Genomic DNA, 22,675 nt, shown 5'->3' with positions numbered 1-22,675 from the left:
TGGCTACAAGGAACGTCCATCAGGGGCTTCCACACTGCGGTTTCGGCGGTCGCACTGGGCGACTGCATGCAGCCGGGCGTTTCGATGAGCAACCGCAGGACCTGGATGATCGCCGCCGCCGTGGCCACGTTGGCCGGGGGCGCTGGATGGTGGGCGTTTGCCGGCGGCGATGATGCCGCGCTGATCACCGCACCGGCACGGGTGGCGGATCTGGAGAAGACCGTACAGGCGGTTGGCCGGGTCCATCCGAAGGAGCTGGTGGCGGTGGGTGCGCAGGTGTCCGGCCAGGTCAAGCGCCTGCATGTGGTGCTGGGCCAGCGCGTGCAGGCCGGGGACCTGATTGCCGAGGTCGATTCGCAGCCGCAGCGTATCGCGCTGCGCAGCGCCGAGGCGGCCACCAATACGCTGCGTGCCCAGCATGCGGCCAGCCAGGCCCGCTACGCGCAGGCCAGCCGTGCCTACGAGCGGCAGTCGCAACTGGTGGCGTCGCGCCTGGTGTCACAGGAAGGCTTCGAAGGCGCACGCGTGGCACGCGATGCGGCACGTTCGGAGGTGGCCGCGCTGCAGGCGCAGATCGACCAGGCCGTGACCCAGGTCGAAACCGCACGGATCAACCTGGGCTATACCCGCATCGTGTCGCCCAGCGACGGCTACATCGTGGCTATCGTCACCAAGGCGGGGCAGACGTTGAACTCGATGCAGACCACGCCGACCATCGTGATGCTGGCGCAGATGGATACGATGACCGTGCGTGCCGAGATCGCCGAGGCCGATGTCGAGCTGGTGGCGCCGGGACAGGCGCTGTGGTTCTCGACACTGGGGCCGGGCGGCCGCCGCTATGAATCCCACCTGCAGCAGTTGGAGCCGGCGCCATCCTCGATTGCCGACGCTGCTTCCGGCAATGCGGGCGGCGCTGCGCAGACACCGAAAGCGGTGTACTACGCCGGCCTGTTCGACGTGGCCAATCCCGGCCTGAAGCTGAAGCCTTCGATGACGGTGAAGGTGACCGTGCAGCTGGCGCGGGTCGCCAACGCGTTGCAGGTGCCATTGACGGCGCTGGCCGAGCCGGAGGGCAAGGACGGCAATCGCGCCACCGTGCGCGTGGTCGATGCCAAGGGTCGCCCCCAGCAACGTGCGGTCACCACCGGCCTGCGCACCGCCACCGCCGTGCAGATCCTGTCCGGCCTGCGCGAGGGTGAGAACGTGGTGGTCGGCCAGGCGCCCAGCGGCGGCGATGCCGAACCGACCAGCCTGCTGGGGATGTGAGCATGGCCGATGCACTGCTGGAACTACAGGGCGTATCACGCGCCTATCGCTCGGCCGCCGGCGAGGTGGTGGTGCTGAAGGACGTATCGCTGCGCATCGATGCCGGCGAGTTCATCGCCATCATCGGCCCCTCGGGCTCGGGCAAGTCAACGCTGATGAACATACTGGGTTGCCTGGACCGGCCGACCGAGGGCAGCTACCGCGTGAACGGCGAGGCCACCGAGCAGATGGCGCCGGATGCGCTGGCGCGGCTGCGCCGCGAGCATTTCGGTTTCATCTTCCAGCGCTACAACCTGATGGAGAACCTGAGTGCCACCGAGAACGTGGCACTGCCGGCGGTCTATGCCGGCGTGGATGCCGATGCGCGCGCCGCGCGCGCGCGCAGCCTGCTGGAGACACTGGGGTTGGGCGAACGCACCGCGAACCGGCCAAGCCAGCTGTCCGGTGGCCAGCAGCAGCGCGTGTCCATTGCCCGTTCGCTGATGAACGGCGGCGCGATCGTGCTGGCCGACGAACCGACCGGCGCGCTCGACCACGCCAGTGGCCAGCAGGTGATGGCCGAGCTGAAGCGCCTGCACGCGCAGGGCCACACGGTGATCCTGGTGACGCACGATGCGGCGATCGCCGCCAACGCGGCACGGGTGATCGAGATTGCTGACGGCCGGGTGGTGGCCGACCGCGGGGGGCGTGGCGCGCGAGCTGCCGCTGCAGGAATCGCGCCCGAACGCGGACCTTCGCCGGCCACCGAGCGCCGCGCACGCACGGATGCGGTTCGCGAAGCGGCACGCATGGCCGTGCGCTCGATGCTGGCCCATCGCCTGCGCACGCTGCTGACCATGCTCGGCATCATCATCGGTGTCGCGGCGGTGGTGACCGTGGTTGCGCTGGGCAAGGGTGCACAGGCACAGGTCGAATCGCAGATCAACGAACTGGGCGCCAGCACGCTGGAGATCTTCCCGGGCGCCGACTTCGGTGACCCGCGCTCGGCGGAGATCGAGACGCTGGTGGTGGGCGACGCGGACCACCTTGCAGCGTTGAGTTACGTGGACAGCGTCAGCCCGAACCTGAGCGGATCGGTGGCCGCGCTGCAGGGCAACCGGCGCGCCAACACCCAGGTGCTGGGCGTGGGAGCCGACATGCCGCGCGTACGTGGGCTGCGGCTGAAGGCCGGCCGCTTCTTCACCGACGCCGAAGTGGAGGCGCACCGTGCAGTGGGCGTGGTCGACCAGAAGGCCGCCAAGGCGTTGTTCACCGGCAACCCGATCGGCAGCACGGTGCTGCTGGGCGGCATGCCGGTGGAGGTGATCGGTGTGGTGGGGGCCACTGCGTTCGCCGGTGGTGCAACCCCCACGGTCTACGTGCCGTACACTTCGGCGGCCTCGCGTCTGCTGGGCAGCCAGCGCCTGGAGAGCATTACCGTGCGCGTACGCGACCACGTACCCACCAATGCCGCCGAGGCCTCGCTCGGGGCCGAGCTGGAACGCCTGCATGGCCGACGCGATTTCTTCATCTACAACGCCGACCAGATCCGCAAGGCGGTGATGAAGTCCAGCCAGACCCTGGCCGCGCTGGTCTCCGCCATTGCCGCCGTGGCGCTGGTGGTGGGCGGGGTAGGGGTGATGAACATCATGCTGGTCTCGGTGAAGGAGCGCGTGCGCGAGATCGGCGTGCGGCTGGCAGTGGGCGCGCGGCAGGGCGACATCCTGCGCCAGTTCCTGATCGAGGCCGTGCTGATCTGCCTGTTCGGTGGCGTGCTGGGCGTGCTGTTGGCGTTCGGGGTGGGCGCGTTGTCCAGCCTGCTGTCGTTGGGTGTGCCGTTCCTGTTCACCGCGGGCCCGGTGCTGGTGGCATTGGCGTGCTCTTCGGCCATCGGGCTCGGGTTCGGCTACTTCCCGGCACGCAGCGCGGCGCAGCTGGACCCGATCCAGGCGCTGGCGGCGGAGTGACGGCCTGTCCACCCATGGGGTAGCGCCGGGCAATGCCCGGCGCGATCGGTCAGGCCGCGTAGACCTGCGTGTCCACGTACTCCGAAAGCCCTCTGCAGGCCAGCAGCAGGCCCTCGCGCACGTCATTGCCCACCTGCTGCGCTTCGTCGCCATCCACGCGCACGCGCTCGCTGGCATGCAGCAGTTCCAGCAGCACCGTCAGGCCCGCGTTGGCCCGGTTGATGCGCGCCAGCGCGGTGCACTGGCCCGGCGCGCGCCCCTTGCGCTGCAGCGGCTGGCCGTCGGCCGCGTCCACTTCGCGGATGCGTTGCAGGCACGCCAGCAAGGTAATGCCGTTGGCCGCGGGGTTGGCGGCAAGGGTGGTTTCCAGCGGCCGGGCAATGTCGTCGGGCAGCTGGCGGGCGGCATCGCCCAGCGTGGCGAACAGGTACGGGTAGCGGTTGGCGCTCATGGCGGCTTCCTCATGTAGATGACGAAGGTGCCACCCGGCTTAACAGCAAGGTGGCGGACAGTGCGTGGTTGCAATACCGGTGACAATTCATGCGAAACGCCGGCGGGCACGGGGCCCCCACGCACCGCCCGCCATAGGTGCGCGGACAGAATGCCTGCCGACGCCGCTCCACAAGGAATGAGCGACGCCGGCAGGCAAGCGTAAACAGCATGAATCATCAAACGGGATTGCAAGCCCGTGCCACCCGTTGTCGGTGGCCCGACATGATTTGCATGCAGCACCATGGCTGCCAATGAGAATAATTGGAAAGTTCGAAATTATTGGAAATCCAGCGCCGGGGCGCGAGAGCGGGATCAGGCATGCCAATCGCGACATTTCCAGTGGCGCCGAGCCGATGGCCGGCTGCTCTCCGGCGAGGCCACGATGAACCCTGCGCTGCGCGCAGCACGCCGAGCATTTCATGGGCTCGGTTCTGCAGCTGCGGTCTCAGGATGCGGGGCGGGGATGCTGGCGCACGCGCGCGCGCTCGCGATACAGGCGGCTGTCGGCACGCTGCAGGGTATCGGCCACCGATTCGCCCGGGGTGTGGTGGGTCGAACCGAGCGAGAACGGCGTGGGTGACTGCCCCGCCTGCTGCACATACCACTGCTCCAGTGCGGCCAGCCGTCCCGGTTCTGGCGCGGTCAGCACCACCATGAATTCGTCGCCGCCCATGCGCACCACGTGCTCGGCCGCAGCCAGTGGCGCGCGCAGGAAGGCGGCAAACTCGACCAGCACCGTGTCACCCCGCGCATGGCCCTGGGTGTCGTTGATCTGCTTGAAATGATCCAGATCGAACATCAGGCAGGCCCAGGGCTGGTCGACCAGTTCGTCCAGGCGTGGCAGGAAGCGGCGGTTGTAGCTCTGGGTGAGCGGGTCCTTGAAGGACATCTCGCGCAGCTGCTGCTCCTGCATCCGCAGTGCCGTAACGTCCTGTGCATGGCCCAGCACGTAGGGCGGATGGGCCTCGCTGTCGAGCACGTTGTGGTAGGCCCAGAAATGCCGGGTGCCATCGGCGGCGATCAGTTCGATGACGCCGGCATCGGTGTGGTTGACTGCGATGCGATCGAGATAGGCCTTGAATGCGGCCTGTTTCTCCGGCGGCATCAGGTCGCAAAGGCTGCGCCCGATCATGTAGCTCTCATCGAAGCCCAGCGACTGCACGGCCGCCGGGTTCACCGACGTCAGCACGCCATCGAGCGTGTGCGTGCAGATCAGGCCGAGGCTGTAGTGAAACAGCCGCCGGTAGCGGGTTTCGCTGGCCTCCAATGCATCCAGCGCGGCACGTTCCTCGGTGATGTCCTGGATGGCGCCGACCAGCCGCGGCCGGCCATCCACCTGCTGCCGGCTTCCAACCACGCGGGTCCAGATCGCGCGGCCGTCAGCGGTGGTCATCGGCAGCTGCACTTCCCAGGATGTTCCTTCGTCGATGCAGCGCTGTACCGCAGCCTGGATGATGTTGCGGCTGTCCTCGCGATAGAACGACAGTGCGGTGTCGAGCGTCGGTTCGAAGTTGCTGCGCACGCCGTGGATCAGCTTGGTCTCGCGGGTCCAGCGCACTTCGTTGCTGGCCAGGTCCATCTCCCAACCACCCACCCGCGCCGCGCGGTTGGTGCGTTCCAGGAAGTCCTCGCTGCGCTTCAGCTCACGATGCAGGGCCTTGGCCTGGCCGACCTGGGCCATCAGCGTGCTGCGCTGTTCCAGCACCTGGGTGGTGACCCGTGCCAGGTGCACCATCAATTCGCGCTGCGAGGGAGACAGCACGCCCGGCATCGGGTCGAGCAGGCACAGTGTTCCAATACGTGCGCCATGCGCCGAGCCCAGCGAGATGCCGGCGTAGTGGCGGATGCGCGGGCCGCCGGTGACCAGCGGATTGGTGGCGAAGCGCGGGTCCTGGCGCGCGTCCGCAACCTCGAACAGCGTGTCCTGCTGGATGGCATGCGTGCAGAAGGAGATCTCGCGTGCGGTTTCGCTGACGCCTTCCAGCCCGATGTTGGCCTTGAACCACTGGCGTTCCTCGGCGACCACCGAGATCAGCCCCATGGTCATGCCGGTGGCGGCGCGGGCGGCGGCGACGATCGCGTCGAACACCGGCTCCGGGGGCGTATCGAGAAGGTGAAGCCTTTCGATTTCGAGCAGCCGTTCGGTTTCGTCCATGGTGTCTACGAGGCGAGGGCAATGCCGGGGAAAGCGGGCAGCCGGGCGGTGCAGGAACCCACGGCGCCAGTCTGTCCCGCAGGTGGTGAAGGCTGCGCAGTGCCCATGTCAACATCCGTGGACGCGCCGGGACGCGCTGGGCCTGAAGTGTGATCTGGTACCTGTCCTATGGTTTGCACGGTGCACTGTTCCTAGGGTGCATGCCATGTGCACTCACGCGTCTGCGCCGGCATGACTGGCCTTGATCCCTCTCGAGCCAGCAAGCTGGCGTTGACCGTGCTGGGCGTGCTGGCGTGGGCGGATGCGCTGTATTTCGCCCTTGATGCATCGCCTTCCCGCGGCCACGCTGAACGCCAGGCCATGGCGCTTCCGGCAGCGGGAGACGCCCCCGATCTGGCAGCGCTTGCAGGCGTCAAGCGCGCCCCTCGGCGCGGAGGTGAATCGGGGCCTGCCAAGCCGGACGCCCTGCGCCCGTCGCAACGGGGTCTCTCCTGGAGGCAGTCGCGCCGGGAACAGGTGCGAAGCCGCCTGCCGGGCACGCCGCAGGACACCACACGCCGGTCGACGTGGCCCTGGTGCGTGCTGCCCGTGTCTGGCCTGCTGGTTGGGCTGGGCGCGATGCTGCTGTGGGCGGCCTGAGCCACCGTGAACGCAGGACGCGGGCGTGGCGCCCGCATCCTGCGGCGTATCAGCGGAAGCGGTAACCCAGCTGCAGCTCGGCGCGGGCATCGTTCTGCCCCCACAGGCGCTGCTGCAGCACCTGGCCGCCCATCGACAGGCGATCACGGCGATAGTCCACGCCCAGCGCCAGCTGATGGTCCAGCCCATCGGCGCGAACACCCGGCAGCAGGAACGCGTTCGACGACGCGCCGAGCAGCGACGCTTCGCGGGCGTCGCCGCGTACGGCAATCGAACGGGTGACCGAGGCGTCAGCGCGCAGGCTCAGGTTCGAGGCCAGCGCGTAGTGGAACTGGCTGCCCACTTCCATGCGCAGGCCGCGGGTCTGGCCAGCGGCCACCTGCAGGCCGAAGCCGCCGGCGCCGTTTTCGCTGAAGGCCGCCTCGCGCAGCTGGAACGCACTGGCCTTCAGGCGCGGCTGCCAATGCAGGTTGCCCACGCGGGCGTCATGGCTGATCGTGCTGGCCAACAGCATGCGCTGCATCCGCCGCTGGCTGCCGGCCACTTCGCGGGTCTGGCCCCATGCCAGGCTGCGCTGGCCCTGCAGGTCGTGCCGTTCGAAACCGAACTGGTGGCGCAGGTGGACGCTGCCCCAGTGGCTGGCCAGGCCTACGCCGGCGAAGCGCGAATGACCGCGGTCCTGGCCGCTGCCGAGTTCAGCCTTCAACGCACCACTCATCAGTTGCAGCGAGTGGCCGCCCTTGAGGGCAACGGCAACCTGCGCAGCGGAGCCTGTGCCCTGGATGCCAAAGGCATTGGTCGTGCCACCCCCAAAGGCGACCACGCTCGAGCGCTGTGCGGGCAATGCCGCCAGTTGCGCCCACAGCGCATCGCCGTTGCTGGCACCGCGCATGCTGCGCGCGGCCAGATCGGCACCCGACAGCTGGTGCAGTGCATTCTGGAACGTCGCCTGGTCGGCAACCTCCAGGCTGTGGAACAGTGCTTCGTTGCGATAGCTCTCTTCCAGCGCGGCGGCGATTGCCGCCTGGTCCTGGCCTGCCAGGCTGCGGTAGTCCTTGCGCTGCATCGTCACATCAATGCTGCCGTCGGCCTGCTGCCGGGCGTCGGCCTTCCAGACGACAGTGGCACTGCGCACGTTCGCGGCGCCACCGTCGGCCCCGATGATCACATCGTGCAGGGTGATGCTGGAGGCATCGGTACCGCGGGTGAAACCGGTATCCACAGCCACATCTTCCAGCGTACCGCCGCCATGCAGGTTCAACTGGCCGGCCGAGCCGTCTTCATTGGTACCCACCGTGTAGTTGGAGATGGAGCGCGGTGCCTGCCAGCCGACGTCGGCACCGCCGATGGCGCCTGCGGCGGCGGTGGTCGCGTCGGCATACATGCCGCTGCCCGCGCCGTAGACGTTGACCTTGCCATTGTTGACCAGCCGCCCGCTGCCGGTGCCGGCCTGGAAGGCGTACGAATCGGCCGCGTGGATGTTGATGGTGCCGTTGCGGCGATTGTTCAGGGTGGCGCTGCCATCGGACTTCATCGCCACCAGGCCTCGGCCCGCAGCGTCGGTCGCCGTGCCCAGGTTGATGACGCCGTCGTTGATGAGCGTGGCGCCGCGGGCACCGGACATGGCCACTGCGCTGTCGCCGGTGACAGTCAGCGTGCCCTGGTTGAGCAGGGTGGCCTGCGCACCCTCAGCGTGCAGCAGATTGCTGCGCAATGCGCTGCTCTGCACGGTTGCACCGCTGCGGTTGATGGCGTTGCTGGCGAAGGTGTCGGCCACCATGCGCAGCACGCCGGCGTCGCCCTGCATGTTGATATGCCCACGGTTGTCGAGCACGGTGATGGCATCACGATCGTTGCCATACTGGCTGGTGACGGCGTCGAACAGCACGCCCTGCGCGAAGCTGCCGGCGGCGGTGAGGGTGCCGCTGTTCTCGATCTGGGCACGCCCGCGCAGCTGGAAGGCGGTACCGGTGATGGCCAGCGTACCGCCGCGGTTGTTGTCGAAATTCGAATCGCCATTGAGCGCCCATTGGCCGCCCTCCAGGGTCATGCGAGCGTGATTGTCGACCTCGGCCTCATGGCCGAGCGAGACGGATGCGGCGGTAAAACTGGCGTTGCTGTGGTTTTCCAGGCTGCCTTCGCCTTCCAGGCTGAGCGCGCCCTGCACATGCAGCGCGCCGAAGTTTTCCAGGTCGCCATCGCCGTCCAGGCGCAGCGTTGTGGCCTGTCCGATGTTCAGGCTGCCGTTGTTGCGCAGCTCGCCGTCGCGGGTGACGTGCAGCGAACCATTGACCAGCCGGAGCTCACCCTCATTGCGGGCGTCACCGTTGACGCGGGTGACCACCGGCTGGTTCCACTCGGTGCGTGCTCCGGCACTGGCGAGGATGCCGCCCGCGCCAAAGCTGCCGCCTTCGGCGCCCGGCGTCGGGCCGCCGCCGCCACCGCCGCCGCTACCGCTACCACCACCAACACTGCTGCCACCGCCGCCACCGCCACCGCCACCACCGGCAGCAGCGCCGAGGCCCAGCGCGGCAAGACCGCCCCACAGCCAGGCGCGGCTTTTCCGGGGGGATTCACTGCACTGCTCGGTCGTGGCGTCGCACTCGGTCGAGGGGGCGCCTGCGGCAGCCGCAGGAAGCGGTGACAGCAGGGCCAGGGAGATCATCAGGGCCAGGGGGCGTTGCGAAGGGGCAGGTGATTTCATGACATTCAGCGGGACACGCGCGTTATGGAGTTGAGCGCGTATCGTCTGAGTCGAGGGCGTAACGGTTCCATAGGACAGGTACGGTTAGGCTGGATCCACCGGCTGGCCCGCGGCCTGTAGAGGCATACGCACTCAATCGGCCATCACCCGCCCAATGGCATCGGCCAGCAGGGCCCGCACCCGTTCCGGCGGCAGGTCCGGGTCGCGCACGGCGCGCATGGCCAGGCCTTCCACCAGCAGCCGCAGCAGCAGGGTGCGCCTGGCAATGCCTTCCTCGTCAACGTGCCGGCCCGCACTCGCATCGCGCTGGCGCAGCCAGGCATGGATGGCGCCGCTGGTCTGCTTGTCATGGGTGCGCAGCACCTCGGCCAGCACCGGGTCGCGATGCGCCTCGGCGTTGATTTCCGCATACAGCGCCACGCTGGCAATGGCATTTCCATGGATCGGCAGTACCTCGCCGCGCGCCCATTGCTGGTAGCACGCGAGCAGGCCATCGACCAGATCCGAGGCGGCCGGCATCTCGCTGATCGACGCCTGGTCGTGGCGCAGCTGGCGCTCGATCAGGGCCAGGATCAGCGCACGCTTGTTGGCGAAGTAGCGGTACATCAACCCCTGGCTGATCTCGGCCTCGGCGGCGATATCGCCGATGGAACCGGCATGGAAACCGCGGGTGATGAAGCACTTCTGGGCAGCATCGAGGATGCGTCGGCGCTGGGCTTCGGCGTGGGCGGCGGCAGGGGCGTCGGCGGATAGGGCTGCAGCGGTTTTTGGCGTCATTGCGAGAGGTAGGGGCGTCCAGTGGCGGGATAGTACGCCACAAAAGGTGTGAATGAACGGTCATTCATTTGTAATTCGCGCCTCCCAGACTGCGCCGGCCTCCTCCTTCCGCGAATGAGTCCGATGCGCCACGTTCCGCTGCACCGCCCGTTGCTCACCCTCGCCATCGCCGCCGCTCTACCGGCGCTGGCCCATGCCGAAGACGCGCCCAGCGCCGACGCTGCCACAACCGCCGATACCGCGCGCAGTGTTGTTGCCCTTGACCAGGTGGTGGTGACCGCGCAGAAGCGCGCCACCAACCTGCAGGAAACCCCGATCTCGGTATCGGTGGTCGATGCCGAAGCGCTGAAGGACCGCAGCGCGATCTCGCTGGGCAGCCTGTCCGATGGCTCCATCCCATCGTTGCGGGTCACGCCGTTCGCTACCCGCAGCTCGGCGTTGAACATCGGCATCCGTGGCATCGGCGCCTCCGGCGACGCCAACCAGCCGGCCCGCGATGCCGGCGTCGGCATCTACGTCGATGGGGTGTTCATGGGCCGCGCACAGGGCCTGGGCAGCATGCTCTACGACGTGGAACGCATCGAAGTGCTGAAGGGCCCGCAGGGCACGCTGTTCGGCCGCAACACCGAAGGCGGCGCGGTGAGCATCGTGACCAAGGCGCCCACCGGTGAATTCGGCGGCAGCGTCAGCGCCGGCGTGTCCAATTTCAGCGGCTACAACAGTGCGCTGCACCTGGACCTGCCCAAGGTGGGGGACGTCAGCTTCAAGATCGATGCCGTGCAGGCCAAGCGCGGCGGCACCACCGACAATCCGATGCGCGGGGAGCGGGACTTCAACAGCTACGACAAGCGAGGCGCTCGCCTGAGTGCGCTGTGGCAGCCGAGCGATGACTTCTCTTTGTTGTACGCGTTCGATCGCTCCTATGACGCCACCACGCCGTACCACACCCAGGTGCTGGTGCCGGGCGCCTACCTCAGCCCGCTGCAGAAGGCCGGTGCCAGCCTGGATCGCCGCGACAGCGCCATCCTCGGCGGTCCGCAGGAAGACAACATCGGCCGCACCAGTGGCCATCTGTTGAACCTGTCGTGGGTGTTGAATGACAACCTGGAGCTGAAGTCGATCAGTTCTTACCGTGAACTCACCCAAGGCCAGTTCGACATGGGCCTGGTCGATGCAATTTCGGCCTATGGTGGCGCCGGCACGCCGTTCGGGCGTTACAGCCTGGCCCAGGTCTACCAGCACCAGTACAGCCAGGAATTCCAGCTGATCGGCAATACCTCGCAGGTGCAGTTCCTCGGCGGTGCGTTCTACTACCACGAGACCGCCGGTGACAATGCGCAGACCCCGAACATGCTGGTCTGGGGGCCGGGCGGCAACAGCTATGCGCTGAACCCGGCAACCAATCCGCTGGACCTTTCCCGGGTGCGCATCGACCGCGCCAGCAAGGCGTGGACCGACAGCCTGGGTGTGTTCGGCCAGGCCACGTGGACGCCGGAAGCGCTGCAGCGCATGCACCTGACCGCTGGCGGCCGCTACACCCGCGATGACAAGAAGGGCAGCCTGTACATCGTCAACGGGGCGGCGACGAACCTGGCCTTCAAGGACCGCTGGAGCCGCTTCGACCCGATGGTCAACATCGCCTACGACCTTGGCGAGCACGCGATGGTCTATGCCAAGTACAGCACCGGCTTCAAGGCCGGCGGTGCCAACTCGCGTTCGACCAACTACAGCGCCTTCGGTCCGGAAGAGGTGACAGCGTACGAGCTGGGCTTCAAGTCGCAGTTCTGGGACAACCGTGCGCGCCTGAACCTGGCCGTGTTCGACTCGACCATCACGCACAAGCAGATGGACTTCTCGCTGCCGTTCGACCCGAACAGCGGCGAAACCCGCACCACCATGGTCACCACCAACGCCCTGAGCGATGGCAAGTCGCGGGGTGCGGAGCTGGAATTCAACGTGATGCCGGTGGACAACCTCACCCTCGGCCTCAACTACGCCTACACGAAGATCGATGCGCAGACAGCCACCGACCCGTTCGGCGCTGGCGTGCAGGTGACGGTGCAGCCGCTGCTGGCCCCGAAGAATGCCGGCAGCCTGTCGCTGGACTACCTGGTGCCGTTCGCCAACTTCTCGGCACTGAAATTCCACGTGGACGGCAACTGGTCCGATGGCTACTACACCAGCGAATACGACCAGATGCTCACCGACAGTTCGTTCGTGGTGAACGCACGGGTGGCGCTGGTGGATGTGCCGGTCAACAGCACCGGCACCACGATGTCGTTCTCGCTGTGGGCACGCAACCTGCTGGATGAGCAGCACCTGTTCTACAAGCTCAACAGCGCGGCGCTGGGCCAGACCGGCATCTTCAACGACCCGCGCACCTTCGGCCTGGACGTGGCCGTCAACTTCTGATTCGTACGGAGAACCCCATGAAGCACCGCTCTACCGAACTCGCCCTGGCCCTGATGCTCAGCCTGCCGCTGGCCGTGACCGCGGTTGCCGCCGACGCACCGCAGGCCCTCGCCGCGAAGCCGACGACCACGGCCACGGCCACGGCCAATGTACAGCCGGTCGCTGCCGACGCGCAGCGCGTGATCCCGCTGCAGGGCGCCTGGAACGTGCGTACCTTTGCCGGCCTGCAGGGTCGCCATGGTCCGATTCCGGCCGATGCGTTCGTGCGCACCGCCGACCTCGGCCGCCTCACCGATGCGGACCGGGATGCCCTGGCCGCTGCCGGCGTGAAGCTGGACATCGACCTGCGCACCGCCGATGAGGAAGCGCAGTCACCAGACCTGCTGGCCAAGGATGATCGCTTCGACTACCAGCGCATCTCGCTGATGGGTACCGAGAAGATGGACCTGCAGAAAATGATGACCAGCTTCCCGGATTCGCTGGGCGAAGCCTATGTGCAGTGGCTGGGCCACAGCCAGCCGCAGTTCAAGCAGGTGTTCCAGCGCATTGCCGCGCAGCAGGACGGTGCGGTGCTGTTCCATTGCACGGCCGGCAAGGACCGTACCGGCATCATCGCCGGCCTGCTGCTGGACCTGGCCGGCGTGCCGAAGGCCGAGATCGTGCATAACTACGCGATCTCCGCGCACTATCTGGAAGGGCAGCCGAAGGACAGCGCGATGAACGCGCAGATCATGGCGCTGATCAAGCAGAACCCCGGGATCGCCCGCAAGATGGCCGGCATGTCCGGTACCGCGCCGGACAACATGGAGCAGTTCCTGGCGGCGCTGCACAGCCAGTACGGCGGTGCGGAAGGGTACCTGAAGTCGATCGGCGTGAGCGAGCAGGAGATCCAGCAGCTGAAGGTACGGCTGGGGCAGGCGGGCTGACAGGTAGTGCCGGCCGCTGGCCGGCTCCTCTTTGATGTCCAGAGACCGAGGGAATGCCGGCCAGCGGCCGGCGCTCCCCGCAGCCAGGCATGGTCTGGCTCTACTGGTCGGGCTTTACCCGCACCACCCGTTTCCGGTACTCGTACACATTGTCACCGCGGATGCGCTTTTCCTCGGTGCCGGTGACCCGGCCCACCTGCTGGTCCGAGCCGGTCACCGGCTGGGCCTCGATCTCGGTTTCGTGTTCGAAGGAATGCGATTTGTCGGTATTGCGGTAATAGCGGTACAGCGCCCAGTACAGCGCGGTTGCGCCGGCCGGACCTGCCGCCAACAGCCAGAGGCCACTGTCATCACTCATGTCGATGCCACCAGGAAGGCAATTGCGAGGGCTTCAATGATGGTGCCGGTGGCCAGCGCCGCCAGCAGCATCTTCCATTGCTGCACGGGCACGCTGCCCATGGTTTCGCCGGTACGGCCGTTCACGGCAATGTAGTGCAGCATGCCGCCGTTCCTGCCGGGCTGGTGGTACGAATACAGCCACACCGGCAGGTACATCGACACCCAGCGCGTGCCATGCACCTCCAGCTGCTCCTGTTCCCAGCGTACGCCACGGTTGTAGCGCTTCACCGTTCCTTCCACCTGCGCGCGTGCGATCGACAGCAGCTGGTCTTCGAGCCGCGGCCGCAGCTTTTCCACGTCCAGGTTGCGCTTTTCAGAGGTGAAGCCGGCCAGGTACGAGGCGTTCCACTTCACTGCGTTCTTGGTATCGAAGGGCAGGATGGTGTTGATGATGTTGTTGGTGTTGGCGCGGCTATCCAGGTTGCCGCGTTCTGCCGAGGATTCCAGCGGCAGGTCATCGACGGTGAAGTCCACCTGGCGTTCGATCTGGTAGACATCGGCGTCGTACAGGGTGCGCTTGTTCTTCTCGCTGCCCACCGTGTACTGCCGGGTCTGGATCTCGCCTTTGCCGGCCACCGCCGCGCTGACATTGCTGTCGACGATCATGTAGGGCAGGAACACGCCCACCACGTTTTCCGGGGTGAACTGCTGCTTGAACGCCTTCAGCGCGAACATGCGGCGCTTGTCGACGAACTGGCGGATGCGCGCGACGGCGTCGTCCTTCCTGATGTGGAAGGGCAGCACCGCATCGGGCACCGCGCCATTGGCGATCTGCTCGTTGACGCCGAATACGTGGCGGCACCAATGGCAGCGCGCCGTCATCGTGCTTTCGGTATTGACCGTCACCTCTGCACCACAACCGGTGCATTTGAACGTCATCAGCGCTGAGGTGTCGGCGTCGATGTCGCGTGCGCCGGAGGCGATGACGGTGCCGCGCAGCTGGTCGATGGCTTCGCCCAGGCCGAATTCTTCCTCGACCCGCGCGCCATGCCATTCGTGACGGCAGTACAGGCAGACCAGGATGTCGGTGCCGGCCTTGGGCCGGATGTCGGTGGCGCCGCACTTCGGGCAGCGGTTGAGGCCGTCCTTCAGCTCGCTTGCCGAGGTGTCGATGGCCACGGGATCGGGCGCTTCCACTTCATCGCGGATGGCCTGCGGCAGTGTCGAGGTGTCCAGCGGGAAGCTGCCAGACGGGGGCGGGACGTCCTGCGGCGAACCGGGCCCATCCAACGACGCCGCCGGCAAGGGCGGCGGCGTCGCGGGCGCGGATCCGGGCAGCGGCGGTGGGCCGTTTCGGGGATCGGACATGTTGGGTGTGCGTCCTGCCGTTACAGGCCCAGTGCCTTGGCCTTCAGGGCGTCATAGTCGCCCTGGGTGATCAGGCCCAGATCGAGCATTTCCTTGGCCTTCTTCAGCTTGGCGACCGGATCGTCTGCGGCCGGGGTGACCGGCTGCTGCATGCCACCGACACCGAACATGCCCGAGGCCATGCCGACACCGACCAGGCCGGCCGCGCCGCCGTTCTCGCCGGCCGATTGGATGCCCTGGGCGACACTGGCCTGCAGGTTGGAATTGCCGCGCGAACCGGACAGCGCATCGGCGCGCTGCACGGTCTTCAGCAGTTCGCGGGTAGTGGCGTCGTACTCGATGGAGACGATGGCGGTCTTGACAATGGCCAGGCCGCGATCGGACTTCCACTGGTAACCCTGCTCAACTGCTGCCGACAGGCTCTGCGCGAAGCCCAGCGAATCCTGCTGCAGCTTGGTGATGCGGTTGCCCTTGCTGGGATCGTTCGTATACAGGCTGAAGGCGGGAGCCAGCGAACCGACCACTTCATTGAACAGCTGGCTGGCGGCGGCGTTGTCCAGGTCGGTGAAGTCGAACACCTGGCCCGGCTGCAGGTAGCTGGCCGGCACGAAGTTCTTCACGAACAGGATCGGGTCGACGATCTTCAGCGTGTACGAACCACGCGTGACCGCGCCCACCTGGGTGTTGAGGAAGCCGTCGTCCCAGTAGATTTCCGACTGGGTACCGAAGCGGTTGTCCGGCAGTTCCTTCAGCGATACGAAATAGGCCGCCTGCTGCGAGCCCGGCTGGCCGCCGAACTTGAAGCGTTCCCAGCTCTGCTTGATGAAGGTGCTGACCAGGCCGTCACCGGCGAAGATCGACTGCGAGTTCAGGTCGTCCGAGCGCCACTCGTAGCCGCCCGGTTCGGCGACGAAGGCGGTGATCGCGCCGTCCTGGAACAGCAGCAGGCCGTAGCCCTCCGGCACGATGATCTTCGAGCCGTTGGTGATGATGTTGGACGAGCCGCTGGTGTTGGAGCCGCGGCCGGCATTGGTGCCACGCGGCACCGCCGCGAACAGGGCTGCCGTCGAGGGCAGGCCTGTGGGCACGGTGTAGAAGTCCTTCCATTGGTCGGCCAGCACACCACCGACCGCACCCTTCACCGCCTGTACCAGACCCATGTCCAACTCCCTGTGATTCGAGGGCAGGCACCATGCCTGCCGAGCTGGACTGACTATAGAGGAGCGGGATGGGCCGCCGCCACCGTCGCACGCGCCTCCCATTCATCATGGTGCGACGAGGGCAGGAGGACCAGGCCATGCTGCGCTTGATCAGGGCAAGGCCGATCAACAGTGCCCGGCACAGCGGGAGGGTGAAGAAGGACGTGATCCCGACTGCTGCCTTGGAATCGTCGGGCGGTTGAAGCGCGGCTGCAGGGTCGAACCGGTGGAGTCGCTGTCATTACGACGCAGGTGCGTGTGCGTGCGGTGCGGGCTTTCATGCTGATTATCCGCCTGGGCGGGATGAGGCGCTTCGCCTTTACCCACTTTCGGGAAAGCGGCGCAGCGGCAGGTGCGCGCCAAATATCCGGCGCGGATATTCACGTCATTATCATGCTTATTTTCTGGAAACTCGTTTCCCATAATCCAGGGGCGCGATGGGCGCAACACAGGGAGAGGCGCGCCACGGTCAGTGCCGCCCGGTGGTACACGACCCAGGCCTGGACGACGTCCGCTTTGCCGGCCTCCAGCAGCGAAGGCAGTTCCCGGTACATCGGGAGCGGGCAGCGTGCACGGCAACAGCGGTGCGACCTGCGGGCACGGCGTGCGGCGTGGACGTCGCAGCATCCCGCGATGACGCCGGACGGCCTGCATCGCGAGATCGCCCGGTGCAGTTGCATCGGGTTGCCATTCCAAAGGGGAGTTTCGATGCACAGGCAAGTCAGTGAGATGCTGCAGCGCGCTTATCGGCCCTATCCGTCGTTGCCCGAGCTGCTGGGTGCGTTCGTCAAGGAGCTGTCCGAGCACAAGGTGATGCGTGGCGGACAGGTGCGGCTGCGCAGCGCGGTGGCAGGGGCAACGGCCGCGCTGTCGACGGCCGCCGGGGACAGGGGAGCGGGTTCCTTGCAGCGGGTTCCCATCCGCTATGGGGGCGAGGTATTGGGTGAGCTGCATCTGGAAGGTGAAGCGGGCCGCCTGGATGGCAGTGCCCTGGCGTTGGGGGAGCAGTTTGCACAGCGATGCGCGCACCTGATCAAGCGCTACGAAGCCAAAGACTGGGCCGAACAGGCACTGAGCCGGCCGCTGCTGCTGGTCGGCGCCGGCGAGGCGCTGAAGCAGATGGACGAATTCGTCGAGCGCGCGGCGGCCAGCCCGCTGCCGGTACTGCTGCGCGGTGAGTTCGGGACCGAGAAGATGGAGCTGGCCGCCGCCCTGCACAGTGGCGGCCCATACCGGCAGGGACCGTTCGTCGAGGTGAACTGTGTCCACCCGCAGGGCGAAGCCTGCGACTGGTTCGCGCATGCACAGGGCGGAACGCTCTATTTCCATGAAGTCGACGAGTTGCCGGTGCCCCTGCAGGGCCAGCTGTCACACCGGATGCGTGGGCTGCCGGCTGCACATGCCGAGGCACAGGCGGCCGGTTCGATACGGGTGATCGCCTCGACCAGCGCGGACCTGGAGCAGCGGGTGCGGGAGAAGCAGTTCTCGCGCGCACTGCTGGCGGGCCTGGAGTTCCTCACCGTGGATATCCCGCCATTGCGCGAACGGGTGGAGGACATCGCCGCGCTGGCGGCACGTTCGCTGGAGCTGCATGGGTTCAATCCGCATGTGCTGGGTGAGGATGTGCTGGAAGCACTGTGCGCGCATGACTGGCCTGGCAACCTGCTGGAGATGGAGCGGGTGGTGGTGCGGCTGGCGGTGATGACCGGTGGCCGCTGCATCCGTCGCGAGGACCTGGTACGGCACGCGCCGGATCTGGCAGCAGCCAGCGCCACCAGCGATGCCGGGCGCGTGCAGCAACTGCCGCCCGGGGTGGAGCCGGCGGCCGCGCCTGGGCCCGGCCGGGAGGAGATGCCGCGGGCCGCGCATGAAGGCCTGCACGATGGCCTGAAACGCGCCCTGGCCTATCTGAAGGACCATGCTGCGGAGCCGCTCACACTGGGCGACCTCGCTCGACAGGCGCATGTCAGCCAATCACACCTGGGCTTCCTGTTCCGCAGCGAACTGGGCACGACCTTCAAGCTGCTCCTGCAGCAGTTGCGCATCGAGCACGCCAAGCAGCTGCTGCGCGATGGCCAGCGCCTGCGCATCACCGATGTGGCGCTGCAGGTCGGCTTCGGCGACCTGAGCCACTTCGAAAAGAGCTTCCGGCGCGCGGTCGGGGTCAGTCCGCGCAGCTACCGGCGAACGGCGGATCAGTAAACGGATACGCCCCGGTGCAGGCCTGGGCCTGCCCCGGGGCGCTGGGATGGAACATCAGGCGTTAGCGCGCGTTCGCTTCAGCAGCGCGCTGGACGGCCAGCTCGGCGGCTTCATCCGCACGGCGGGCGGCCACGTTGGCGGCCTCGACCGCGCGTTGCGAAGCCTCCATCGCGGCGCAGATGCCCTTTTCACTGGCGGCCATGGCGGCATCCGCGAGTTCCTGGGCGATTTCCATCGGGGTTTTTCCCGCCGGATAGGCGGGGGTGGGCATGCCGGGAAGCGGGGTCGGGAAGGTCATCGTCGGTGCTCCTGCTGGGGATGAGGGGGGAACACCGTCGTCACGTTCCCCCAGGATATGGCGCAATGCGGACTGGGCATCGGCCAGGATCTTCTGCGCCTGTTGCCGGGCCGCCATGCGTCCGGCGGCAACGGCCGCGCCGGCTGCCGTGGCGAGGGCCTCCGTCGCCGCCTGCACGCCATCGCGTTCCGGCGCCGGAGGCGGGTTCACACCGTACCCGCGCGGTAGCCCACCTGTGCTTCATCGCCCAGGTAGTGACGGGTGCGGCGGTAGTCCTGCAGGGTGATCACATTGTCCTCCACCTGTATCAGCGCCTGCCCTCTGGAGCCATCGATCGCGAACTGCACGCTGGCACCATCCTGCCCGAGCTGGCCACGGGAGACCGGGTGTTCGTTGAGGAATTCCTGCGCATCACTCAGCTGCCACTGCGCGGCTTCGCGCAGACTGTGGTCATCGCGCAGCAGGTCGGGGCTGTTGTCGAAGCACAATGCCATCTGCTGGGCGGCCAGTGAGATGCGTGCATAACCGATCTGCCGGTTCGCGGCCAGGCTTGCGCCAATCGCCTCGCGCACCTGCTCCGGCGACGGCAGCTGTGGCAGCTGCGGCCCGTCCAGGAAGTCGAACAGCATCGGCAGCAGCTGCTGCAACGCGCCGGTGGCACGACTCATTCGATGCTCGCTGCTTCCGCCCCCTGCGCTCACGTGCTGGTAGAAACGGAAATAGTCGGCAAACTCGATGGGCCGGCGCGCGTGCAGCAGCGCGAAGCGGGCGGCGTCGGCCAGATCATCGCGCCCTGCGGTGGTCATTCCCACTTCACCGGCCAGCTGGTGGAGCGCCACCGATTCACGAAAATCCAGTTGCTGCAGCAGCGGAGCATCGGCTGCGCCAATCGAGGCGAGGAAGGGCCGGAAGGCACCGAGTTCGTTGTTGGTCAGCAGCCGGTGCCTTGCCAGTACATCCTGTGCCTCGCTGTGCGACAGGCGTGTCTCTTCGCCCAGTTCGATGCTGCGCAGGGCATCGAGGTCGCTGGCAGTGAGGCTGAGCAGCTTGATCGGACCGATCTGCAGGCCGATGCGCGGCAACCAGGTCATGCGCGAACCATGCAGGCCCTGTTGCACCCCATCAAGCATCGTGCCCTCGTCGGAGAAGGCGTAACGGTGTTCATGGGATTCAATGGCCCACCTCAACCAGTGCTCGCCACCGTCGATGAACTGAAGGACCCGCCGGCACGATTGGCTGAGCAGGTTGGCCTGGGGAATGGAACGACCGGCAATGAAAACGCTCATGCGTGGTTCTCCTGGCGGCCTCACTGGGCCGGAAAATCCTTGAGGACGGTCGCGGCGGCACTGCCGACCCGGCTGAAGTCGTTGGTGGCTCCCTGCATCATGGTCTGCGCCTGCGTGAGCACCCTCGCATACTTCTCATCCCCCGTTGCCAGATACTGGGCCATGGCCACACCGGCTGCGGTGGTCGCGATGGTTGAGACGTTGCGCAGGGCATCGGCGGCATCCTGCACGGCGATCGCCGCGGACTGGGCCACCGACTGGTAGGCCTTGCCGGCGCCACTCGTCTTCACCACGGACGCGGACATGGTGGCCGTTTGCACATGGTTGATCACATCGATGACCTGGGCGTTGACGTAGCTCGGGTCCATACGGGCTCCTTGATGGGCGGGTGCGGCCGCAGGCGGCCTGCGCGGTGTCAGGCCCCGGCGTCAGCGTCGCCTGTGGCCGGGGAAGGGGAAGGGGAGTCTGGCGCGGGATCCTGGGCGGGACCCGCGGCCGGATCCGGACCGGACGTGGGGTCGGGCGCAGCACCGGGCGCGGGCGCTGCCGCATTGCCTGCAAGCGTTTGCAGTGCATGCAGGCTGCTGGTAGCGGCCGCAGCGTCGGCAGTGGCACCATGGGTCTGTGCCTGCAGGACGCTGATGGCGGTCTTTCCTTCTGCGGTGGCTGCGGCGATCACTGCCGCAGGCGAAGGGGGTGCCGGCACCGGGCCGGGCAGGGGGATGACCTGCGGCGGTGGCGGCGGAGGCGGTTCCGGTGCGGGCGGCGGCACCGGCCAGGGGGCATTGATCATCTTCGCGCAGGTGGCGGTCACCGCTGCGTTGCTGACCATGCCCGCCCCCTGCTGGCGCGCGACGGCGTTGTGCATGGCCGTGCCCAGCGTTTCCAGCATCACCATGTCCAGCATGCTGAAGGACTGCGCCGGCCCCTGGGCCACCAGCAGGGTCGACGCAGCGGTGACGCTGTCGACGATCTGGCTGTTGACGGTGTTCTCACTGTTCATGACGGAACGGTTCCCTTCTGGATGATCAGGGCCAGGACCTGGGCCAGGCTTGCGCCGGCGGTCACCTGGCCGCGTTGCTGGTTGGCCACCGCGTTCTGCATGGCAAGGCCGAGGCTGTCGGCCATCGCCAGGTACGTGGCGGACATCGCGAACGAGGGGGCGAGGGCGATCGCCACCCCGGAACCGGTGCTGGTTGCGGCCAGCAGGTAGCCGGTGGCGGGCGATGCGGCCATCGATCAGGGGCCCGGCGTGACGCCGCCCTGAGCGGGGGCGCAGTGGTTGGCGTCACGCCGGGCCGACACGTCAGCGCAGGCCCAGGATTTCGCGGGTGGCCACGCCGTTGGAGGCGGTGTCGATCGCATACAGCGTGGACACGCCCTGGGTGGTCGACGCCTGCATGGTCACGTAGGACTGCTGCTGGTTGTTGGTGGCGTTGTGCGCGGCGTTGGACAACGCCTGGCTGGTGGCCACGAACAGGTTGCCCATTGCGATGGCCGGCGCATCACCAAGCACCTTGGTGTTGACCTGCGAGACCGAATCGGTGATCTGGCTGTTGACGGCGGTGGGAAATGCCATGGTGGAAGCTCCTAGGGTGGACAGCACTACAGGAACGGAGATTGCCGGCACTCAATGGATTCAGCCGAGAATCTTCCGGGTGGCGGCGCCGGTGGCGCCGGTATCGACGGCGTAGAGCAGCGCGACACCCATCGTGGTCGCGGCCTGTGCCGTGACATACATCTGCTGCTGGGCGAGCGTCGCGTTGTGGGCGGCATTGGCCAGCGCCTGCGCGGTGGCCTGGTACAGCGTGCCCATTGCCGTGGCAGGCGCCACGCCCAGCACCTGCAGGTTGGCCTGGCTGACCGCGTCGGTGATCTGGTCGTTGACGGCCGTGGGAAATGCCATGGCTCAGCTCCTTGCCTGCCGGCGCATCACGCGCCGAGGATCTGCTTGGTGGCCACGCCGGTGGTGGCCGTGTCGATCGAGTACAACGTGGCCACCCCCATGGTGGTGGCCGCCTGCGCCGTCACATAGGACTGCTGCTGCGCATTGGTGGCGTTGTGGGCGGCGTTGGCCAGCGCCTGCGCGGTGGCCTGGTACAGGTTGCCCATGGCCACGGCGGGCGCGTCGCCCAGCACCTTGGTGTTGGCCTGGGTGACCGAATCGGTGATCTGGTCGTTTACAGCGGTCGGGAATGCCATGTCGATCTCCTTGGGGTTGGCGGGTCAACTACGGAACGACGGATCAGGAACCCAGGCCGCGAACGCGGGTACTCAGGATTTCCTTGCTTGCCACGGCGGTGGTCGCGGTATCGATCGAGTACAGCGTGGCCACGCCCATGGTGGTGGCCGACTGCGCGGTCACATAGGACTGCTGCTGCGCGTTGGTGGCGTTGTGGGCAGCGTTGGCCAGGGCCTGTGCAGTGGCCTGGTACAGGTTGCCCACCGCCACGGCGGGCGCGTCGCCCAGCACCTTGGTGTTGGCCTGGGTGACCGAATCGGTGATCTGGTCGTTTACCGCGGTTGGAAATGCCATGTCCTGCTCCTGCGAAAGGGTGGAAGTGCGAGGTATCCAGTCTCACGGTGCGTCGCCTGCAGCGGCCTGGGCTTCACCGTGGGGCCAGAGTAGGAAATGGCGTCGCCGCCGGATTGGCGGAATCGACGGA

General features: G+C 67.1%; 22 protein-coding genes. 6 read left to right on the top strand and 16 right to left on the bottom strand.

Going from position 1 to position 22,675, the window contains the following annotated elements; all coding sequences use genetic code 11:
• Window positions 1–84: 84 nt before the first annotated feature.
• Window positions 85–1,266, top strand: coding sequence for an efflux RND transporter periplasmic adaptor subunit (locus ACYKG1_RS11440; protein WP_262082502.1), 1,182 nt, complete (start codon window positions 85–87; stop codon window positions 1,264–1,266).
• A 2-nt stretch (window positions 1,267–1,268) separates the two neighbouring features.
• Complete coding sequence (locus ACYKG1_RS11435) at window positions 1,269–3,212, top strand: MacB family efflux pump subunit (protein ID WP_478470499.1); 1,944 nt, start codon at window positions 1,269–1,271, stop codon at window positions 3,210–3,212.
• A gap of 49 nt (window positions 3,213–3,261) precedes the next feature.
• On the opposite strand, the gene ACYKG1_RS11430 is transcribed toward ACYKG1_RS11435, so the two are convergent.
• Both ACYKG1_RS11430 and ACYKG1_RS11425 read right to left on the bottom strand, forming a co-directional pair.
• Entirely contained in the window at window positions 3,262–3,663 is a 402-nt protein-coding gene (locus ACYKG1_RS11430) for a hypothetical protein (protein ID WP_087922672.1), read from the bottom strand.
• A 486-nt stretch (window positions 3,664–4,149) separates the two neighbouring features.
• Entirely contained in the window at window positions 4,150–5,859 is a 1,710-nt protein-coding gene (locus tag ACYKG1_RS11425) for a sensor domain-containing diguanylate cyclase (RefSeq protein WP_262082504.1), read from the bottom strand.
• Between the two features lie 270 nt (window positions 5,860–6,129).
• On the opposite strand from ACYKG1_RS11425, the gene ACYKG1_RS11420 reads away from it, so the two are divergent.
• A complete protein-coding gene (locus tag ACYKG1_RS11420; RefSeq protein WP_478470496.1) occupies window positions 6,130–6,498 on the top strand; it encodes a hypothetical protein in 369 nt (122 codons plus the stop codon).
• A 49-nt stretch (window positions 6,499–6,547) separates the two neighbouring features.
• Here the strand turns inward: ACYKG1_RS11420 and ACYKG1_RS11415 are convergent, their stop codons facing one another.
• Both ACYKG1_RS11415 and ACYKG1_RS11410 read right to left on the bottom strand, forming a co-directional pair.
• Window positions 6,548–9,202 (bottom strand): hypothetical protein, encoded by a 2,655-nt coding sequence (locus tag ACYKG1_RS11415; RefSeq protein WP_478470495.1) that lies wholly within the window; start codon window positions 9,200–9,202, stop codon window positions 6,548–6,550.
• Between the two features lie 132 nt (window positions 9,203–9,334).
• Window positions 9,335–9,979, bottom strand: coding sequence for a TetR/AcrR family transcriptional regulator (locus ACYKG1_RS11410; RefSeq protein ID WP_478470494.1), 645 nt, complete (start codon window positions 9,977–9,979; stop codon window positions 9,335–9,337).
• 123 nt (window positions 9,980–10,102) lie between these two features.
• Here ACYKG1_RS11410 and ACYKG1_RS11405 point away from each other — a divergent pair, with 123 nt between their 5' ends.
• Together ACYKG1_RS11405 and ACYKG1_RS11400 are read left to right on the top strand one after the other, a co-directional pair.
• Complete coding sequence (locus tag ACYKG1_RS11405; RefSeq protein WP_478470493.1) at window positions 10,103–12,391, top strand: TonB-dependent receptor; 2,289 nt, start codon at window positions 10,103–10,105, stop codon at window positions 12,389–12,391.
• A 17-nt stretch (window positions 12,392–12,408) separates the two neighbouring features.
• Window positions 12,409–13,317 carry a tyrosine-protein phosphatase gene (locus tag ACYKG1_RS11400; RefSeq protein WP_478470492.1) on the top strand — a complete coding sequence of 303 codons (909 nt, stop codon included), beginning with the start codon at window positions 12,409–12,411 and terminating at the stop codon, window positions 13,315–13,317.
• A gap of 100 nt (window positions 13,318–13,417) precedes the next feature.
• Here ACYKG1_RS11400 and ACYKG1_RS11395 read toward each other — a convergent pair whose 3' ends face one another.
• From ACYKG1_RS11395 to ACYKG1_RS11385, 3 genes are read right to left on the bottom strand one after another with little or no spacing between them, the layout of a single operon-like run.
• Complete coding sequence (locus ACYKG1_RS11395; RefSeq protein ID WP_046983345.1) at window positions 13,418–13,675, bottom strand: hypothetical protein; 258 nt, start codon at window positions 13,673–13,675, stop codon at window positions 13,418–13,420.
• Window positions 13,672–15,024, bottom strand: a complete 1,353-nt coding sequence (locus ACYKG1_RS11390; RefSeq protein ID WP_478470490.1) for a TFIIB-type zinc ribbon-containing protein — start codon at window positions 15,022–15,024, stop codon at window positions 13,672–13,674. Before ACYKG1_RS11390 ends, ACYKG1_RS11395 begins: the two co-directional genes overlap by 4 nt.
• A gap of 20 nt (window positions 15,025–15,044) precedes the next feature.
• Window positions 15,045–16,184 (bottom strand): SPFH domain-containing protein, encoded by a 1,140-nt coding sequence (locus ACYKG1_RS11385; RefSeq protein WP_100472506.1) that lies wholly within the window; start codon window positions 16,182–16,184, stop codon window positions 15,045–15,047.
• 747 nt (window positions 16,185–16,931) lie between these two features.
• Here ACYKG1_RS11385 and ACYKG1_RS11380 point away from each other — a divergent pair.
• Window positions 16,932–18,425: a helix-turn-helix domain-containing protein gene (locus tag ACYKG1_RS11380; protein ID WP_478470489.1), complete on the top strand. Its 1,494-nt coding sequence runs from the start codon at window positions 16,932–16,934 to the stop codon at window positions 18,423–18,425.
• Window positions 18,426–18,486: 61 nt separating this feature from the next.
• On the opposite strand, the gene ACYKG1_RS11375 is transcribed toward ACYKG1_RS11380, so the two are convergent.
• The 9 genes from ACYKG1_RS11375 to ACYKG1_RS11335 all read right to left on the bottom strand — a co-directional run bounded on the left by ACYKG1_RS11375 (window position 18,487) and on the right by ACYKG1_RS11335 (window position 22,545).
• Window positions 18,487–18,900, bottom strand: coding sequence for a hypothetical protein (locus ACYKG1_RS11375; RefSeq protein ID WP_238381571.1), 414 nt, complete (start codon window positions 18,898–18,900; stop codon window positions 18,487–18,489).
• 29 nt (window positions 18,901–18,929) lie between these two features.
• Entirely contained in the window at window positions 18,930–20,009 is a 1,080-nt protein-coding gene (locus ACYKG1_RS11370) for a hypothetical protein (RefSeq protein ID WP_478470488.1), read from the bottom strand.
• A gap of 20 nt (window positions 20,010–20,029) precedes the next feature.
• Window positions 20,030–20,377: a hypothetical protein gene (locus ACYKG1_RS11365; RefSeq protein WP_100472496.1), complete on the bottom strand. Its 348-nt coding sequence runs from the start codon at window positions 20,375–20,377 to the stop codon at window positions 20,030–20,032.
• Window positions 20,378–20,424: 47 nt separating this feature from the next.
• Window positions 20,425–21,012 carry a RebB family R body protein gene (locus ACYKG1_RS11360; protein ID WP_100472493.1) on the bottom strand — a complete coding sequence of 196 codons (588 nt, stop codon included), beginning with the start codon at window positions 21,010–21,012 and terminating at the stop codon, window positions 20,425–20,427.
• Entirely contained in the window at window positions 21,009–21,245 is a 237-nt protein-coding gene (locus ACYKG1_RS11355; RefSeq protein WP_100472490.1) for a RebB family R body protein, read from the bottom strand. The genes ACYKG1_RS11360 and ACYKG1_RS11355 overlap by 4 nt, the downstream gene beginning before the upstream one ends.
• Window positions 21,246–21,315: 70 nt before the next feature.
• Window positions 21,316–21,588, bottom strand: coding sequence for a RebB family R body protein (locus ACYKG1_RS11350; protein WP_005416651.1), 273 nt, complete (start codon window positions 21,586–21,588; stop codon window positions 21,316–21,318).
• Between the two features lie 60 nt (window positions 21,589–21,648).
• A complete protein-coding gene (locus tag ACYKG1_RS11345) occupies window positions 21,649–21,915 on the bottom strand; it encodes a RebB family R body protein (RefSeq protein ID WP_100472488.1) in 267 nt (88 codons plus the stop codon).
• 26 nt (window positions 21,916–21,941) lie between these two features.
• On the bottom strand, window positions 21,942–22,211 hold the full coding sequence (locus ACYKG1_RS11340; protein WP_005416649.1) for a RebB family R body protein: 270 nt from the start codon (window positions 22,209–22,211) through the stop codon (window positions 21,942–21,944).
• A gap of 43 nt (window positions 22,212–22,254) precedes the next feature.
• Window positions 22,255–22,545 carry a RebB family R body protein gene (locus ACYKG1_RS11335; RefSeq protein ID WP_005416648.1) on the bottom strand — a complete coding sequence of 97 codons (291 nt, stop codon included), beginning with the start codon at window positions 22,543–22,545 and terminating at the stop codon, window positions 22,255–22,257.
• Between the last annotated feature and the right edge of the window lie 130 nt (window positions 22,546–22,675).

The organism is Stenotrophomonas sp. 85239_Sma, from assembly GCF_056481725.1.
The sequence above is the reverse complement of the archived record's forward strand: the minus strand, read 5'-3'. Positions and strand labels throughout refer to the sequence as shown.